The 18059-nt window shown below is 63.4% G+C and carries 14 protein-coding genes and 1 tRNA gene; 12 read left to right on the forward strand and 3 right to left on the reverse strand.

Going from position 1 to position 18059, the window contains the following annotated elements:
* The first annotated feature begins 187 nt into the window (after nucleotides 1–187).
* The 3 genes from IEX78_RS23565 (at nucleotide 188) to IEX78_RS23575 (ending at nucleotide 4490) form a co-directional block, all read left to right on the forward strand.
* The gene (locus IEX78_RS23565) at nucleotides 188–1996 is read left to right on the forward strand and encodes an ABC transporter ATP-binding protein (RefSeq protein ID WP_188831266.1); all 1809 of its coding nucleotides are present in this window, start codon (nucleotides 188–190) and stop codon (nucleotides 1994–1996) included.
* Nucleotides 1993–3810 (forward strand): ABC transporter ATP-binding protein, encoded by a 1818-nt coding sequence (locus IEX78_RS23570; protein WP_188831267.1) that lies wholly within the window; start codon nucleotides 1993–1995, stop codon nucleotides 3808–3810. The genes IEX78_RS23565 and IEX78_RS23570 overlap by 4 nt, the downstream gene beginning before the upstream one ends.
* 62 nt (nucleotides 3811–3872) lie before the next feature.
* Nucleotides 3873–4490 (forward strand): putative glycolipid-binding domain-containing protein, encoded by a 618-nt coding sequence (locus IEX78_RS23575; protein ID WP_268240928.1) that lies wholly within the window; start codon nucleotides 3873–3875, stop codon nucleotides 4488–4490.
* Here IEX78_RS23575 and IEX78_RS23580 read toward each other — a convergent pair.
* Entirely contained in the window at nucleotides 4487–5440 is a 954-nt protein-coding gene (locus tag IEX78_RS23580; RefSeq protein ID WP_188831268.1) for a prephenate dehydrogenase, read from the reverse strand. The two genes, IEX78_RS23575 and IEX78_RS23580, sit on opposite strands and share 4 nt — an antisense overlap.
* Nucleotides 5441–5498: 58 nt before the next feature.
* On the opposite strand from IEX78_RS23580, the gene IEX78_RS23585 reads away from it, so the two are divergent.
* The 4 genes from IEX78_RS23585 (at nucleotide 5499) to IEX78_RS23600 (ending at nucleotide 7147) form a co-directional block, all read left to right on the forward strand.
* Nucleotides 5499–6038 carry a tRNA adenosine deaminase-associated protein gene (locus IEX78_RS23585; protein ID WP_188831269.1) on the forward strand — a complete coding sequence of 180 codons (540 nt, stop codon included), beginning with the start codon at nucleotides 5499–5501 and terminating at the stop codon, nucleotides 6036–6038.
* A 17-nt stretch (nucleotides 6039–6055) separates the two neighbouring features.
* On the forward strand, nucleotides 6056–6490 hold the full coding sequence (locus IEX78_RS23590; protein ID WP_188831299.1) for a nucleoside deaminase: 435 nt from the start codon (nucleotides 6056–6058) through the stop codon (nucleotides 6488–6490).
* Between the two features lie 46 nt (nucleotides 6491–6536).
* Nucleotides 6537–6627: transfer RNA gene (locus tag IEX78_RS23595), tRNA-Ser, on the forward strand.
* 268 nt (nucleotides 6628–6895) lie between these two features.
* Nucleotides 6896–7147, forward strand: coding sequence for a hypothetical protein (locus IEX78_RS23600; RefSeq protein ID WP_188831270.1), 252 nt, complete (start codon nucleotides 6896–6898; stop codon nucleotides 7145–7147).
* Here IEX78_RS23600 and IEX78_RS23605 read toward each other — a convergent pair.
* Both IEX78_RS23605 and IEX78_RS23610 read right to left on the reverse strand, forming a co-directional pair.
* Nucleotides 7141–9405, reverse strand: coding sequence for an MMPL family transporter (locus IEX78_RS23605; protein ID WP_188831271.1), 2265 nt, complete (start codon nucleotides 9403–9405; stop codon nucleotides 7141–7143). The genes IEX78_RS23600 and IEX78_RS23605 overlap by 7 nt on opposite strands.
* 156 nt (nucleotides 9406–9561) lie before the next feature.
* Nucleotides 9562–11856 (reverse strand): MMPL family transporter, encoded by a 2295-nt coding sequence (locus IEX78_RS23610; RefSeq protein ID WP_188831272.1) that lies wholly within the window; start codon nucleotides 11854–11856, stop codon nucleotides 9562–9564.
* Between the two features lie 131 nt (nucleotides 11857–11987).
* On the opposite strand from IEX78_RS23610, the gene IEX78_RS23615 reads away from it, so the two are divergent.
* From IEX78_RS23615 to tgt, 5 genes are all read left to right on the forward strand, one after another.
* Nucleotides 11988–12581: a TetR/AcrR family transcriptional regulator gene (locus IEX78_RS23615; protein WP_188831273.1), complete on the forward strand. Its 594-nt coding sequence runs from the start codon at nucleotides 11988–11990 to the stop codon at nucleotides 12579–12581.
* A 9-nt stretch (nucleotides 12582–12590) separates the two neighbouring features.
* On the forward strand, nucleotides 12591–13046 hold the full coding sequence (locus IEX78_RS23620; RefSeq protein WP_188831274.1) for an RrF2 family transcriptional regulator: 456 nt from the start codon (nucleotides 12591–12593) through the stop codon (nucleotides 13044–13046).
* A 78-nt stretch (nucleotides 13047–13124) separates the two neighbouring features.
* A complete protein-coding gene (locus IEX78_RS23625; protein ID WP_188831275.1) occupies nucleotides 13125–14858 on the forward strand; it encodes an ABC transporter ATP-binding protein in 1734 nt (577 codons plus the stop codon).
* Complete coding sequence (locus IEX78_RS23630; protein ID WP_188831276.1) at nucleotides 14855–16759, forward strand: ABC transporter ATP-binding protein; 1905 nt, start codon at nucleotides 14855–14857, stop codon at nucleotides 16757–16759. The genes IEX78_RS23625 and IEX78_RS23630 overlap by 4 nt, the downstream gene beginning before the upstream one ends.
* Nucleotides 16760–16802: 43 nt before the next feature.
* A complete protein-coding gene (tgt, locus tag IEX78_RS23635) occupies nucleotides 16803–18059 on the forward strand; it encodes a tRNA guanosine(34) transglycosylase Tgt (RefSeq protein WP_188831277.1) in 1257 nt (418 codons plus the stop codon).

Here is an 18059-nt window from a genome sequence, read left to right on the forward strand (position 1 = left end):
GTTCTCGTTTCGCCGCAGTGTATCGCCGCGCCCAAGCTCGTCGTTGGTCGCGTGCGCGCGAAAAATCGCTGGCAGTGGCATTGGCCCTGGTGAGACCCTTGATTGGCCAAACTTGTCGGACCCTGGTGCGAACATCATCACGCGTCCGTTTGTCGGGAACATCCATCCACCGGACCAAGGGGGATACTTGTCCGTCACGATTGAGCGTTCAACAGCTGAGATCCCAGCTTTGTTGGAACCGGTGCCCGCCCGCACCGGATTGCGTTCGCTAGCAAGGTTTTTGCCCTACCTGCGTAAGCATCGGGTAGCGCTGATCGCCGCCGCGTTTATCTCCGTGGTCGCCGCGGTCATGCAGGTGCTCGTCCCGATGGTGATCGCGCATGTGATCGACGGGCCGGTCGCGCGTCATGACGCCGACGGGCTGTGGCTGCCGGTGCTTGGGGTGCTTGCGCTTGGCCTAGTCGAGGCGGCTGGTTGGTGGGGTAGGCGCTGGTTGTGTTCTAGACCGCAGACCGAATTCGAATTCGACATGCGGGCAAAGCTTTTCGCCAAATTGCAGCAGCTGTCGATCGCTCGCCACGACGGCTGGCAGTCGGGACAGTTGCTCTCACGAGCCATTGATGACGTTGGCACTATCCGCCGGTTTGTTGGGTTCGTCGCGCCGATGTTGCTGGTGAACGTCAGCGTCCTGCCGGTCGGACTGATCGTGCTCTACGTGCTGAACTGGCAAGTGGCACTGATCTTTACGGTGTTTTCGCTGCCAATCACGCTGGTCTGTCTGTGGTTCGTGCGAAAGTTCGACGTCGCGTCGCGCCGGGCGCAAGACCAGACCGGCGATCTCGCTACCGTCGCGCAAGAGTCGGCCCAGGGCATTCGGGTGTTGAAGGCGCTTGGTCGCGGCACGTTCTTTGGCGCGCGATTCGCGTCGCTCGCGAGGCAGTTGCAACGCACTGAGCTGGTGAAAGTGCGGCTTGACGCGTCGTTGTGGGCAACGCTGGTCACCTGCCCCACGCTGTCGATTGCGATCGCCCTTGGCGTCGGTGGGTATCAGGTGGTGCAAGGGTCGATGACCCTCGGCGCGTTTGTCGCCAGCCTCTCGCTTGCCACGTTCCTGCAGTGGCCCATCATCTGGCTCGGGTTTCTGCTGTCGGAGTTGCTGGAGGCGCGCACCGCGGCCGACCGGTATTGGGAAATCATCGACGCACCACTAGAGATCGCTGACCCTGCTGAGCCGGTTGGTCTTCCTGCGCGGGTGCGTGGCGAGTTGGTGCTCGATCGGGTGCGCTTCGGCTATGCCGGTTCGAAAGACGCGGTGTTGCAAGATGTTTCGCTACGCATACGGCCGGGCGAAACCGTCGCGCTTGTCGGCGCCACCGGCAGCGGGAAAACCGCCATGCTTGAGCTGATTCCCCGGCTGTATGACGTCGACGCGGGCAGCATCCGCATCGACGGTGTCGACATCGCCACGCTTCGGCTCGCCGACCTACGTTCGGTTGTCACCGTAGCGTTCGAAGAACCAACGTTGTTCTCGGCGAGCGTGAGGGAGAACGTCGCGCTTGGCGATGCAAGCGCATCGGATGCCGACGTGCGACAGGCGCTCGATATCGCGGCGGCCAGCGAGTTCGTCGATGAACTGCCGTGGGGATTGGACACGCGAATCGGCGAGCAGGGATTGAGCCTGTCGGGCGGGCAGCGACAGCGACTCGCCTTGGCGAGGGCGGTGCTCACCGGTGAGTCGGGCGGAAGTGGACGCGTCATGGTGCTCGACGACCCGCTTTCCGCGCTCGACGTGGAAACCGAAGCGCGCGTGCAGGAGCGGTTGCGGAGGGTGTTGGCGGGAGCAACCACGCTGCTTGTCGCGCATCGACCGTCCACCGCCGCGCTAGCCGACCGCGTCGCCTTCCTCGCCGACGGTCGCATCGTCGCTGAAGGAACGCACGAGCACTTGCTTCACACCAACAGCGGATATCGAGCCTTGATGGGAGCGCAACCATGACCGACGCTGCCGCCGACTGGCGGGGCATCGCCAAGGAAGACGAAACCGTCACGGCCACCGGCAACTTGGTACTGGCCGGGCGGTCAAGGCGGTTGCTGTTTTCACTGCTCCGGCCGTACCGGAAGTTGGCTGCGGGCGCGCTCGCGCTTGTTGTGTTGGACAACGCGGCGAAGTTGTCGATGCCACTGTGGATTGCCTACGGACTCGACCAGGGTATTTCCGGTGGGCGACAAGGCAATTGGACACCGCTGCTCACGGCCGTCATCGGGTTCATCGCCGTCACCCTGCTTGGTGGACTCACGACCTATTCGTTCCTACGGGCATCCGGCACGCTCAGCCAACGGGTGCTGTTCGACCTGCGGGTGCGCGCGTTCACGCACACGCAGGAGTTGAGCGTCTCGTTCCACGAGAACTACACGGCGGGCAAGGTCGTCACGCGCCTCACCACTGACATCGACGCATTACAAGAACTGCTCGAAGGTGCGCTGAATCAGGCGATGAGCGCGCTGCTTTCGGTGTTCACGATCGCGATCATCCTCATTTGGCTCGACCCGACGCTCGCGATGATCGTGCTCGCCGGGTTCGTGCCATTGCTGATCGCGACGCGGTGGGCGCAACGCCGCCAACGGGCGGGTTACCGACGCACGCGCGGGGCCATCGCGCGGGTCATCGTCGGTTTCGTCGAGGCGATGAGTGGCATGCGCGCGGTGCAGGCGTTTGGGCGCGAAGAACGCAACCTCGAAGTCGTCGGGGTCGATGATCGCCAGTACCAACAGGCGAACATGACCGCGATTCGGGGAATGGCCGATTACGTCGGCATTTCCATCGTGCTGCAGTACCTCACGACGGTACTTGTGCTGTTCGTCGGTGCGTGGAGCGTGATCGAGGGCGACCTTGCGATCGGTGTGCTCGCCGCTTACCTGCTTTACCTCGACCAGTTCTACGGGCCGCTCGACGAACTGGCCCAGGTTTTCAACGCGTACCAGTCGGCTGCTGCGGCACTGGAGAAGATCTCGGGCGTGCTTGAGGAAAAGCCCGCGGTCCCGGAGCCGAGTGATGCTGTGCCGCTTGGCAATTCGCGCGGCTCGATTGAGCTAGCCGGGGTGTCCTTCGGGTATCACGCCGACCGGCCGGTGCTGCCAACGCTCGACCTGGTTGTGCCAGCCGGGCAGGTCGTCGCTCTCGTCGGGGCAACGGGTGCTGGCAAGTCCACGCTCGCGAAGCTCATCACCCGGTTCTACGACCCGTCGGCAGGCGCGGTGCGATTAGACGGCATCGACCTACGCGAGCTGGCCAATGTCGATCTGCGGCGGGCGATCGTGATGGTCACGCAGGAGGCGTACCTGTTCTCGGGCACGATCGCCGACAACATTCGGCTCGGTCGGCCGGATGCTAGCGATGCCGAAGTACGCGCGGCGGCCGAGGCGGTTGGGTTGGCGTCGTTCGTTGAGTCGCTGCCAGACGGCTATCGCACCGATGTGCGCACGCGCGGTGGTCGGTTGTCGGCTGGGCAGCGGCAGTTGGTCGGCTTCGCGCGGGTGTTCCTCGCCGACCCGTCGGTGATCGTGCTCGATGAAGCCACGTCGAGCCTGGACATTCCAGGGGAGCGGCTCGTGCAGCGGGCATTGGAAACGCTGCTGCGCGACCGCACCGCGGTGATCATCGCGCACCGATTATCGACGGTCGCGATCGCCGACCGGGTGCTCGTGATGGAAGGAGGTCGGGTCGTAGAAGACGGCAGCCCAGCCGAACTCGTCACTGGCGACGGTCGGTTTGCTGGGTTGCATGCCGCTTGGCGTGAGTCGCTGGTGTGAAAGCGGCGTTTGATGCGTCGGTGTTTCGACAGTCGCGGGCTGGTGTCGCTTACCGTAGAGAGGTGACGACACCAGCGCCCGGCACTGCCGACGGCTCACCCGAGATCGCCCCGGTTCCCCGGTGGCCCTCGGTGCTCACGTGGCGTGCCCACGACAACTCGCGAATGGAGTCGGTGCGGGTCACGGTCAACGGCAACCGAATCCGCGCGGCAGGCCGGCTGATCGGCAGCGCGAGCGAAGAACACCCGGCGTTCAGCGCGTCATATGACCTGGTCACCGACGAAGCTGGGGCAACGCGAAGGTTGTCGTTGCGCACCACAACGGCGGCAGGCGAACGGCACGCGTCGATCCAGCGCGACGAGGAGAACTACTGGCTCGTCGACGCTGGCGGTTCGCATGTGCGAGCCACGTTCGGCGGTGCTGTCGACGTTGACGTGGTGCTGAGCCCGTTCTTCAACACGTTGCCCATCCGACGCTTCGGCCTCCAGAACGCGGTCGGTGACGTGCAGGTCCCGGTCGTTTACGTGCGGCTGCCCGAGTTGTTGGTGCAGGAAGCGGAACTCACGTATTCGAGCGCGGCCGATGGGATTAACGTGCTGTCGCCGGTGTCGAGCGCCACGTTGCGAGTTGATGCCGAGGGTTTCGTGCTGGATTACCCGGGCTTGGCCGAGCGGGTCTAGTTGTCGAGGCTGCGGATCACGCCGCCCGCTTGGCCTGCTCGACGCAAGTCGTCGAGCCATCCGGGCTTGCCGGGCGTCACATCGGTGATTTCTCGCTGCACGCGGTTCTCGAAAGCGGTTCGGCCCGCGTAACCCGTCTCGACAACGGCACCTAAGTCGCCGTTCTCGCGAAGTGTTGTGCGTGCCGCGATCAGGGCGTCGATCGTCTCGTCCAAGACGTCGGCCAAAGCTGTCGCGTTTGGTTCGCAAATCGCGCGGACCAGGTCGGGGGCGGTGCCCGCCACGCGCGTGCCGTCGCGGAAAGAACCTGCGGCGAGGCCGAGCGCCAGCGCGCCGCCGGTCGCGCCTGACGACGCCAATACTTCGGCCAACACGTGCGGCAGATGCGAGATGCGGGCCACGGCTTGGTCGTGTTCTTCGGCGACGACAGGGACGACGACCGAACCGCAGTCGATTGCCAAGCGGACCACCCGTTCCCACGATGCGGCGTTGGTGTCGGGGTCAACGCCAACCGCCCAAACTGCACCGTCGAAAAGCTCGGAATCCGTTGCCGCCCAACCTGATTGGGACGTTCCAGCCATGGGGTGACCACCCACAAACCGGGCGCTCAGTCCATGCGCACGCACCGCTTCGAGTATCGGGCCCTTGATGCTGACGACGTCGGTGATGTCGCAATCGGGCGCGAGTTCGGCGATCTTGGTCAGCATCGCGTCAACAGCGGGCATTGGGACCGCGATCACGATGAGCGCGTCGGTGGTGGCGGCGCGGCGCAGCACGGCCACCAAGTCGCTCGACACGTCGAAACCGTCGGCTGCGGCCGCGTCGACCCCGGATTGTGACCGATTGAACCCGAACGCCTCATACCCGCTCGCGACGGCGGCGCGAAGCAATGAACCGCCGATCAGGCCCGTGCCGAGGACGCAGATGGCACCGCGCGCGTTGTTGCTCATCGGAACAGATTGGCACACGAGTTCATCATTGAGGGCCCGACAGACTACCGTTTGAGGCATGGCAGCACAGCGCTCGGGCACGAACAGGGCGACGTCGGACGATGACTACGACGTCGAGGGGTTCGCGGTGGCCGTGGTCCGCGAAGAAGGGACCTGGCGGTGCAGCCCGCTCACGCACGAGGCGTTGCTCGATCTGTCGGTCGCCGAGACCGAATTGAAGGCTTTGCGCAGTTCAGGTGCTGTTTTTGGGTTGCTCGACGTGGATGACGAATTCTTCGTCGTGCTGCGTCCCGCGCCCAGCGGCACCCGACTGCTCGTTTCCGACGCGACAGCGGCCATCGACTACGACATCGCCGCCGACGTCCTCGACGCGCTCAATGTCGAGATTCCCGACATCGACCCGGATGAACTCGACGACATCGAGCCGTGGGAAGAAGGCGACCTCGGCGTGCTCGCCGACCTCGGTTTGCCCGAGCCGGTGCTCGCGGTGATCCTCGCCGAAACCGACCTCTACCCCGACGAGCAGTTGGCGATGATCGCCGAGCGCCTCGGTTTCGCGAGCGAACTCGCTGCCGTGCTCGACAAAATGCCAAGGTGAGCCTTTCCGACGAACAGATGGTGCGCGCGGCGATCGCTGCGGCCGCCGACGCCGACCCGCGCGATGTGCCGGTCGGCGCTGTTGTTTTTGACGCCGAAGGCAACGAGCTCGCACGGGCAGCGAACGCGCGCGAAGCCCTCGGTGACCCGACCGCCCACGCCGAGGTGCTTGCCCTGCGCGCCGCTGCTGCCGTCTACGGCGACAGCTGGCGGCTCGAAAACGCGACCCTGGCCGTGACCCTAGAGCCATGCACGATGTGCGCGGGCGCGCTCGTTTTGGCCCGCGTTGGCAAGGTCGTGTTCGGCGCGTGGGAACCCAAGACGGGCGCGGTCGGTTCGCTGTGGGACGTGGTCCGCGACCGTCGCCTGAACCACCGCCCGCAAGTGCGCGGCGGAATCCTGGAACCCGACTGCGTCACCCTCCTTGACAATTTCTTCAAAAACCAGCGTTGACCAGCCGATTTAACGATTCGGCACCTGCTCCGGTACAGTAGTCGGCGGTGGCGTGTCCGAGCGGCCTAAGGAGCACGCCTCGAAAGCGTGTGACGGGTAACCCCCGTCCGAGGGTTCAAATCCCTCCGCCACCGCCAAGAGCGCCCCACCTGTTCACGCAGGTGGGGCGCTTTTTCTATAATCGACAAGCCGATGTCAGTGAAGTACAGGCTGGCCACCCTAGCCGAGTCCTGAACGGGCACTTCAAGGTCAGGGCCGTTGGGCAACTCCCGGGTGGCGTTGTAGAGGTCCGCGAGGATTGTCGTGGTCTCGTGCACGTTCCCCCTGTTCATTGGTTGTTCAAGCCCGTTGTCGGGACGCGTAATACACTGGCACTACCGCTATTCCGGGGAAGGGTCGATGTGTATGCGCGGGCGACGTCAGCCGCCACCCGCGAAGTCCGGGATCGGGCTCGGGGGGAAACTGGTTGTTCTTCTTGTGCTCGGCTGGGTGGCCGTTGGGCTTGTTGCTGCCGGGCAGCGGCATTATTTTTCGCAGCTGCCCAAGGAATGCGCTGATTGGGCCACGATCGCGGTCACTGCGGCGGCTGGCCCGACTAACTACATCGGGCTCAACCCCCGCGTCACCGAATGTGAAGTGCCGCAACCTAGTCAGTGACCGCTCTGCAACTTGCGCAGGCCGGTGCCTTCCACGTCGATGTTCGGCACGATCTTTTCCAACCACGCGGGCATCCACCACGCCCACTTGCCAAGCAGCACAAGCAAAGCCGGGATCAGGACCATACGCACGACGAACGCGTCGAGCGCAACACCAACAGCCAACGCGAAGCCCATCGACTTGGCGGTCACGTCGGATTCAAGCAGGAACGATCCAAACACCGAGATCATGATGATCGCGGCCGAGGTCACCACGCGCGCGCCGTGTTTGTACCCACGCACCACCGCGACCGTCGGCGACGCGCCTTGGACGTACTCCTCCCGCATGCGGGTAACGAGGAACACCTGGTAGTCCATTGCGAGACCAAAAACCAAGCCAATCAGCATGATTGGTAGGAAGCTCACGAGTGGGTGCGGGTCCTTGATCAGGTCGAACTTGCCCTCTTGGAAGATCAGCACGGTCGCCCCGAACGTGGCCGCCATCGACAGTAGGAAGCCGAGGGCGGCGGTGAGCGGCACGAGAATCGACCGGAAAACCAAGATCAAGAGAATGAACGCGGCACCGGCAACAATCGCCATGTAGGGCACGATTTTGGACAGCAAAACGTGGTCGATGTCGGCGTAGATCGCGGTGGTTCCGGTGATCCCGTAGCGCAGGTGATACTGCGCGTTCAGCGCCGCCTCGTCGTTGCGGGCCTCCTGCACGAGATCCTTCGTCGACTGCGCGTTCGGGCCGGTCTTAGGAATGCCGTTGATCAGCGCGCCCGCGCCATCCTTGCTCATCACCGGCTCGGTAACGACGGCCATATCCGGGTAGGAAGCCAGCTTGTCCGACAATGCGGTCAACGCCGCTTCGCGCTGGTCAGGAGGGGTTTCGCTCAGGTCGACAGCCACCTGCAACACACCGTTCGACCCCTCGCCAAACCCTTCGGTGCGCAGGTCGTACGCCTTTCGCACGGTCGTTGTCTTAGGCATGCTGTCCTCGCCAGGCAAGCCGAGGTTCAGGTTGGTCGCGGGCCAGGCAAGCAACCCGAGCAGCACGATCGCGGCGATCATCGTGACGGCGGGGTAGTGCGCGATCACCTTCGCGACCCGGCCCCCCATCGTCGGAACGGAATCGTCGTCGGGGTCCTTTTGCGCGACGAACGGCAGCTTGGGTTTGAACAGGAAACGCCCAAACGCGCCGAGCAGCGCCGGCATGAGCGTGATCGCGGTGAGCACGGCGAACGCCGCCGCGATAGCGCCACCGAGACCCATGAACGTCAAGAACCGAACGCCGACGATCCCCAGCCCGACCAGCGCGATAATCACCGTGAGGCCAGCGAAAACGACCGCCGAGCCAGCCGTGCCAAGCGCGGTTCCTGCCGCTTCTTCCGGCGAATCCTGCACGCTCAGCTCGTGTTTGTAGCGCGAAACGATGAACAGCGCATAGTCGATCGACAGCGCGATGCCGATCATCGACGCGAGGAAGGTCGTGAAACTCGGCACCGAAAGCACCGAGGTCGACAGGAAAATCAACGACGTCGCGGCACCAAGGCCGACGATCGCGGTGATGATCGGGACGAACGCGGCGACAATCGCACCGAACGCGATCATCATGACAATGAACGCGACGCCCATGCCGATCATCTCGGACTTGCCGCTTGGCGCTTCCTGCACGGTCGCGATGGTGCCGCTGATCTCGACGGTCAGCCCGGCTGCACGTGCTTTGTTCCCCGCGTCGTAGGCGGCGGTACGGTCGGCATCGGTGACGTCGCCGAATTCCTTAATCGCGAACGGCACCTGGAAATAGGCAACGGTGTCGGGCATCGTCGGGTTCAACACGTTCAGCGGCGCGCCGCTACAGTCCTTCGGATCAGGTTGCGGCACAAGGCAACCCATTTCCTCGGTGGCCGCGATCGGGTTCACGATCGGCTTGGCGTGGTCAACGATGTTGAGCTGGCTGAGTTCGGTGATCAACTCGTCGATGGCAGCCCGGTTTTTCGGCTCGGTGAGCTTCTGCCCAGCGGGCGCGCCAACCACGTACGTGCCGGTCACGGCGTCGAAGGCGAATTCGGCCGACATCCCGGGGAAGTGTTGGTCGAGGATTTCGGTCGCGCGTTCGGACGGCAGGTTGGGCATCGAGAAGTCGTCGGTCATCGGCTTCTGGAATTTCCCACCGAGTCCGGCGAGGACCATGAAGCAAAGCAACCACACGGGCAAGACGATCCATTTGCGCCGGAAGGCGAACTTACCCCAGCGGTACAGATACACAGACACGGCAGTTCTCCTCGCGGTGGGGGGAAACTTGGTCTGAGTCTGGTCCGTGGCAACCCCGATATCAAGCAACTGGCCTGCGACGAAACCGAAATAAAACGACCCCGCAACCCACCAGCGAGCGGGTTACGGGGCCGTTTAATTTCCGGCTGGAACTACTTACGAGACGTTGACCGGCTGCTTTGCGAGCAGGTCGGGCTCGCGCAGCTTGTCCAGCTTCGTCCCTTCGACGTCGATGTCGGGCAGGATGCGGTCGAGCCACGCCGGGATCCACCACGACCACTTGCCCATGATCACCAGCAGTGCGGGAACGATGATCATGCGAACGATGAACGCGTCGATCGCGACGCCGACGGCGAGCGCGAACCCGAACGACTTCGCGGTGACGTCGTTTTCCAGCATGAACGAACCGAACACCGAGATCATGATGATCGCCGCCGCGGTCACAACGCGGGCACCGTGGTGGTAGCCCGAAACCATCGCGTCCTTCGCCGACTTCCCATGCACGAATTCCTCACGCATGCGGGTAACGAGGAACACCTGGTAGTCCATCGCGAGACCAAATACCAAGCCAATCAACATGATTGGTAGGAAGCTGACCAGTGGCTGCGGATCGTCGATCAGGCCGAGCTTGCCCTCCTGGAAGATCAGCACGGCAGCGCCGAACGTGGCCGCCATCGACAGCAGGAAGCCGAGCGCCGCGGTGAGCGGCACGAGGATCGACCGGAAGACCAAGATCAGCAGCACGAACGCGGCACCGGCGACAATCGCCAGGTAGGGCACGATTTTCGACAGCAGCACGTGGTCGACGTCGGCGTAGATGGCCGTCGTTCCGGTGATGCCGTATTCGATGCCGTAGTCGGCCTTCAAACTCGCTTCCGCACCGCGTGCTTCGGCGACGAGATCCTTGGTGACCTGGTTGTTCGGGCCCGCCTTCGGCACGCCGTTGAGCATTGCGCCGAGCTTGGACTCGCTGTACTGCGGGGCGGTCACGTAGTCCATGTCGGAGTAGGAAGCGAGCTTGGTGCGCAGGGCCTCAACCGCCTCGTCGCGCTTGCCTTCCGGCACATTCGCCAGGTCGGCGACGACCATCAGCACGCCATTGCTGCCTTCACCGAAGCCTTCGGTGCGCAGCTCGTACGCCTTGCGGACCGTCGAGTGCTTTGGCTGGCTGTCCTCGCCGGGCAGGCCGAGGTTCAGGTTCACCGCGGGCGCGGCGAGCGCACCGAGCACAAGCACCGAAAGACCAAGCGCGACCCACGGGAACCGGCCGATCAGGCGTGCGAAACGCTGTCCGAGGGTGACCGACGCGGTCGGGTCTTCGGGATCGTGCCGCGCGACGAGCGGCAGCTTCGGCTTGAACAGGTACTTGCCGAAAGCGCCAAGCAACGCGGGCATGAGCGTGACGGCGGTGAGCACGGCGAACGCGGCCGCGATCGCGCCACCGAGACCCATGAAGGTGAGGAACTGCACGCCGACGATGCCAAGCGCGCCAAGCGCGATAATCACGGTCAGACCAGCGAAAACGACGGCCGAACCAGCGGTGCCAAGGGCTGCGCCCGCGGCCTCCTCCGGCGAATCGCGCACGGTGAGTTCGTGCTTGTAGCGCGAAACGATAAACAGGGCGTAGTCGATCGACAGCGCGATGCCGATCATCGAGGCAAGGAAGGTCGTGAAGCTCGGGACTTCCATGATTGACGTGCCGAGCATGATCAACGAGGTCGCGGCACCAAGGCCGACGATCGCGGTGACGATCGGAACAACAGCGGCGACGACCGCGCCGAACGCGACCATCATCACGACGAGCGCGACGCCCATGCCGATCAGCTCGGCTTTACCCGACGGCTGTTCCTGCTTCTGGGCGATCGAGCCGCTCATCTCGACGGTGAGGCCGGCGTTGCGCGCGTCGGCAGCGACCTTGTACGCCGCGTCGCGATGCTCGTCCTTGACGTCGGTGACCTTGGCGATGGTGAACGGAACCTGAAGCACAGAAACCGAATTCGGCGCGGTCTTGCTCAGGACGTTCACCGGCGCGCCGGAACACTTCGACGGGTCAGGGTTGGTGAGGCAGCCCATCTTGTCGGTCATGTCGAGCGGACTGGCGAGGGGCTTCTTGTGGTCGACGATGTCGAGTTCGCCGAGCTTGGTGATGAACGCGTCGATCGCGGCACGGTTGGCCGGGTCGGTGAGCTGCTGACCCGCCGGAGCGCCGATCACGTAGGTGCCAGAGACAGTGTCGAACTTGAACTGTTGGCTCATGCCAGGGAAGTGCTTGTCGAGAATCTCGTTAGCGCGGGCTGATGGCAGCTCCGGCATGCTGAAGTCGTTGCTCATCGGCTTCGCCAGCGTTGCGCCTAGGCCGCCAAGCAGGACGAATAGCAGCAGCCAGACAGGTAACACGATCCATTTTCGGCGGAAAGCGAACTTCCCCCAGCGATAGAGGTATACGGACACCCCTGCTCCTCCACTCGTTGATTTCCTTGCCTACCGTGCGGTAGGTAGACTACCGACTGCTTAAGTGGAGGGGCAACCTCAATTTAGTTAGCTGGGTCGTGGGATGAATCAGAAGGTGGGAGGATTGCCGTATGGCACAGCGAAGCGTCGGCGATACCATCACGCCTGGTGGAGGCACTAAAGCCGCGATTCGTGACGCCGCGCTGAAGTTGTTCGCGGCCAAAGGATTCGAGCAGGCGAGCCTTCGCGAGGTCGCCGATATGGTGGGAATCACAAAGGCGTCGCTGTATTACCACTACGCGTCCAAGCTCGATTTGCTCGTCGCGATCATTGATCCCATCTTCGATTCGATGCGCGACGTTGTCGAAGACCTCGACACGGTCGCTTATAACCCCGATGGCGTCAGGACCGTGCTCCGCACGTACCTGCGCTCGATGATTCGCAATCGCGCGGCTGGCGCGCTGTGTATTCGCGACACGGCCGCGATCTTCAACGCGATCGCGAGTCGTTACCCCGATCTGATGGAACCCAGCCGTGAGCTGCGTAAATGGCTCGCCGGACCAAACCCGACGGTCGAGACGCGCCTACGCGCCGCCGCCGCGCTTGAGGTGTTGAGCGTCGCGCTGCTTTCCACCGAGGTCGCGCCCGACGCGAGCGACGACATGCTGGAGAAAATCCTGCTCGACGCGGCGACCACCGTGCTCGCCGGTACGGCAACAACGTAAGTTCGATACGTGCATATCACCGCAAGGGTGGACTACGCGGTGCGAACGCTGCTTGAGCTCGCTGCCGCGTCCGGGGAGGTCGTCAAGGCCGAAGCGATCGCGTCGGCCGCCGAGATTCCGCCGAAGGTGCTTGAGTCGGTGCTCGCCGAATTGCGCAAAGCCGAGTTGGTGCTGAGCAGGCGTGGGCCCGACGGCGGTTACCGCCTAGCGCGACCGGCCAGCGAGATTTCCATCGCGGACGTGATCCGCGCGATCGAGTCGCCGTTGGCGTCGGTGCGTGGGCAGCGACCCGAGGATGTGCGGTATCCGGGCGCGGGCGAGCCGCTGCAGCAGGTGTGGATCGCGCTGCGGGTGAATATTCGCGCCGTGTTGGAGAACGTGTCGATTGACGATGTCGCCGGAGATCGTTTGCCTGGCTTCATTTCTCAACTCACGGCTGATCCGGGAGCGTGGGCAAGGCGCTAACCCGCGCTCGGGCGAGTTATCCACAGATTAGAAATCGCTCGCGCTTCGCCTGTGACCAGGCGGTAACCTTCGATCATTATGTTGATCACCCTGCTGCGGACCTATTTGGCCCCGTATCGTGCCCAATTGGCCGGGGTCCTGGTTCTCCAGCTGATCTCGGTCATAGCCATGCTCTATTTGCCGAGCCTTAATGCCGACCTGATCGACAACGGAATCACCCAGGGCGACATCGGCTACATCTGGACCACCGGCCTGTGGATGCTCGGGGTGAGTCTCATCCAAATCGTCGCGTCCTCGGCGTCGGTGTACCTCGGCGCGCAAGCCGCGATGGGCGCTGGTCGCGATATGCGCGGCGCGGTTTTGCATCGTGTTGAGACGTTCAGTGCGCGCGAAGTTGGCATCTTCGGCGCGCCTTCGCTCATCACGCGCTCGACTAACGACATCTCGCAGGTGCAGCTGCTGATCGTGATGTCAGTGACGATTCTGGTGATGGCACCCATCATGTGCGTCGGCGGCATCATCATGGCGTTGCGCGAAGACCTTTCGCTTTCGTGGTTGCTGCTCATCGCGGTGCCCGCGCTCGCGGTCGCGATGGGCACGATCGTGGCGAAGATGGTGCCCGGCTTCCGACAGATGCAGTCGCGCATCGACGACGTCAACCGCGTGCTTCGTGAGCAGATCACCGGCATTCGCGTTGTCCGCGCGTTCGTGCGCGAACGGCAGGAGATCTGGCGTTTCGGGTTGGCCAACCGCGCGCTCACCGACGCTTCGCTGCGCGTTGGTCGGCTGATGGCGTTGATGTTCCCGACCGTCATGTTGATTTCGAACCTCACCGCCGTCGGCGTGATCTGGTTCGGCGGCCATCACGTGAACAACGGCACGATGCAGATCGGCTCGCTCACCGCGATGTTGTCCTACATCATGCAGATCCTGATGGCGGTGATGATGGCGTCGTTCCTCGCGATGATGGCGCCGCGTGCCGCTGTTTCGGGCGACCGGATCGGCGCTGTCCTCGAAACCGAGTCGTCGGTTGTCGAGCCCGCGCATCCGCAGCCGTTTAAGGCCAACCCGGCGCTCGTTCAGTTCGACAATGCCGAGTTCAAGTTCCCCGGCGCGGAAAAGCCGGTGCTGTGTCACGTGAGTTTCACCGTCACGCCGGGCACGACAACCGCGATCGTCGGGTCGACCGGCGCTGGCAAAACCACGCTGATCAACCTGGTTCCACGACTCATCGACGCCACCGCGGGCGCCGTCCTTGTCGGCGGGACTGACGTGCGCGAACTCGACTTGGAAGTACTGCGCAACGGCATCGGCCTCGTTCCACAGCGCGGGTACCTGTTCTCGGGAACCATCGCGACGAACCTGCGTTACGGCAACCCTGATGCCACCGACGAACAGCTTTGGGCCGCACTCGAAGTCGCGCAAGCCGCCGACTTCGTGCGGGAAATGCCGCAGGGCCTCGACACCCCGGTCGCCCAGGGTGGAACCACCGTTTCCGGTGGTCAACGGCAGCGGTTGTGTATCGCGCGGGCCTTGGTCCGCAACCCCAATATCTACCTGTTCGACGATTCGTTCTCCGCGCTCGACGTGGCAACCGACGCGCGGCTGCGCGCCGCGCTTAAGCCCGCCGTCGCGCACGCGTCGGTGATCATCGTCGCCCAACGAATCGCGACCATTCGCGATGCCGAGCAGATCGTCGTCTTGGAAGACGGCAAGGTCGCGGGTATCGGCACGCACGACGAACTAATGCGAACCTGTTCGGAATACCGCGAGATCGTCGAGTCCCAGCTCAGTGTGGAGGAAGCTCGATGAGACCAGGCGGTCCAGTTCCCGGTGCGCCCGGAACCAAAGCGAAATCGTTCGGCCCGTCGCTCAAGCGACTAGTCCGTCGACTCGCACCGGAGAAGTTCGCGGTCGGCGTGATCATCGCGTTGGTCATCACCGCGGTCGTGCTCAACACCCTCGGCCCCTACCTGCTCGGTAAGGCAACCAACCTCGTCTTCGACGGGTTCATCGGTAAGCAGTTGCCCGCCGGAATCACCAAAGAGCAAGCGGTACAAGCACTTCGCGATAGTGGCGACAACACCAAAGCCGACATGCTCGGCGCGATGAACGTCGTGCCCGGCGTTGGCGTCGACTTCAGCGCCGTCGGTCGCGTGCTCGCGATCGTGCTCGCGCTCTACGTCGCGGCTTCGCTTTTCGGGTGGTTGCAGGGATACCTACTGAACCTGGTCATCAACCGCACGGTAAAGCGCCTGCGCGACGAAGTCGAACAGAAACTGCATCGCCTTCCGCTGAGTTACTTCGACACATCGCCGCGCGGTGACGTGCTCAGTCGCGTCACTAACGACGTTGACAACGTGTCGCAGAGCTTGCAACAGACCATCAGCCAGCTGCTCACGTCGCTGTTCACCGTGGTCGGCATCTTGATCATGATGTTCTGGATTTCGCCGCTGCTCGCGGTAATCGCCCTGCTCACGGTGCCCGCCGCGATCATTGTCACCGCGCAGATCGCGAAACGGTCGAAGCCGCACTTCATCGATCAGTGGCGCTACACCGGCGAGGTCAACGCGTCGGTGGAAGAGGCATACACCGGGCACGAGATCATCAGCGCGTTCGGTCGGGCGCGTGAGGTTGGCAAGGAATTCGACGAGCGCAACAACAAGCTCTACAACGCGAGCTTCAAAGCGCAGTTCATTTCCGGCCTGATCATGCCGTCGATCATGTTCCTCGGAAACGTGAACTTCGTCTTCATCGCGCTGGTCGGCGGCTTGCGCGTCGCGACGGGCAACCTGTCGCTCGGTGACGTGCAGGCCTTCATTCAGTACTCGCGTCAGTTCAGCCAGCCGCTCACGCAGATCGGTGCGATGGCCAACCTGATGCAATCGGGAGTCGCGTCAGCTGAGCGGATCTTCGAGATTCTCGACGCACCTGAGCAGTCGCCTGATCCCAAGGAACAGGTTGTGCAGCCGGTCGACCGTGGTCGCGTTGAGTTCGACGCGGTGTCGTTCGGCTACGAACCCGATCAGCCGATCATCGAGCGACTGTCGCTCACCGCCGATCCCGGCAACGTGATCGCGATCGTCGGGCCGACGGGCGCGGGCAAGACCACGCTGGTGAACCTGTTGATGCGGTTCTACGAACTCGATTCGGGCTCGATCAGCATTGATGACGTCGACATCACCACCATTTCGCGCGACCATCTACGCTCGCGCATCGGCATGGTGTTGCAGGACACGTGGCTGTTCAAGGGCACGATCAAAGAGAACATCGCCTACGGCAACCCCGAGGCCAGCGACGAGGAAATTCTCGAAGCGGCGCGGGCGGCGTATGTCGACCGGTTCGTGCACGCGCTGCCCAACGGCTACGACACCGTCATCGACGAAGAGGGCGGCGGCGTGAGCGCGGGCGAGAAGCAGCTGATCACCATCGCGCGCGCGTTCCTCGCGAAGCCGTCGATCCTGGTGCTCGATGAGGCGACGAGTTCGGTCGATACGCGCACCGAGTCGCTTGTTCAGCACGCGACGGCGGCGCTGCGCCAAGACCGCACGAGTTTCGTTATCGCACACCGTCTTTCGACGATTCGTGACGCCGATCTGATCGTGGTGATGGAGAAGGGTCAGATTGTCGAGTTTGGCACGCACACGCGATTGCTTGAAGATCGCGGCGCGTACTACCGGCTCTACAACGCGCAGTTCGCTGAGGCTGTCTGACCTGGGGGGTGGGCGCTAATCGTCGGCCTGAGACGATTAGCGCATGGCTGATTCCAGTGAGTTCTCGTTTTCCGTCGATGCCCGGCTTGATGGGGGTCGTCATGGACGCACCGGAGTCATCAGCACCCCGCACGGCGACATCGCGACGCCCGCGTTTATCCCGGTCGGCACCAAGGCGTCGGTGAAGGCGGTCCTGCCGGAGACGATGCGCGAGATCGGGGCCCAAGCGCTGCTCGCCAACGCCTACCACCTGTACCTGCAACCAGGCTCCGACATCGTCGATGAGGCAGGCGGCCTCGGCAAGTTCATGAACTGGCCGGGGCCGACCTTCACCGACTCGGGCGGCTTCCAGGTGATGTCGCTTGGCGTTGGGTTCAAAAAGGTGCTCGCGATGGAAGCCGTCGGCGTACGGTCCGACCAGGTGATTGCCGAAGGGAAGGAACGCCTCGCTGTCGTCGACGACGACGGCGTCACGTTCCGCTCGCACCTCGACGGCAGCAGGCACCGCTTCACGCCCGAGGTTTCGATGGGCATTCAGCATCAGCTTGGTGCCGACGTGATGTTCGCCTTCGACGAGCTCACGACCCTCATGAATACGCGCGGCTACCAGGAACAGTCGCTGCAACGTACGCACGAGTGGGCCCAGCGTTGCCTTGATGAGCACGAACGGTTGACCGCGGCCCGCGCCGACAAGCCCTACCAGGCACTTTTCGGCGTCATCCAGGGCGCGCAGTACGAAGACCTGCGCCGCAAAGCGTGCCGTGATCTCGAAACTCTGCGTGGCGCGGAAGGCACCGGCTTCGACGGCTACGGCATCGGCGGCGCGTTGGAAAAGCACAACCTCGGCACGATCGTCGGCTGGTGCTGCGACGAACTTCCCGAAAACAAGCCGCGTCACCTGCTCGGCATCAGCGAACCGGAAGACATGTTCACCGCTGTCGAGAATGGCGCTGACACCTTCGACTGTGTGAACCCGTCACGGGTCGCGCGCAACGCGGCGATCTACGTCGATGAGGGTCGCTTCAACATCAACACCGCGCGCTTCCGTCGCGATTTCACGCCGATCGACGAGACCTGTGACTGCTACACCTGCGCGAACTACACCCGCGCCTACCTGCACCACCTGTTCAAGGCGAAGGAAATGCTCGCGGCAACGCTGTGCACAATCCATAACGAGCGTTACACAATTCGGCTTGTCGACCGGATTCGCGCGAGCATCGAAAACGGCGAATTCGATGAGTACAAAAAGGAATTCCTCGGGCAGTGGCGGGGTCGGATCAAGGTGCCTGGTCAGGTCTAG

The sequence above is a fragment of the Nocardia camponoti genome, assembly GCF_014646135.1.
In the GTDB taxonomy this organism is placed as follows: Bacteria; Actinomycetota; Actinomycetes; order Mycobacteriales; family Mycobacteriaceae; genus Nocardia; species Nocardia camponoti.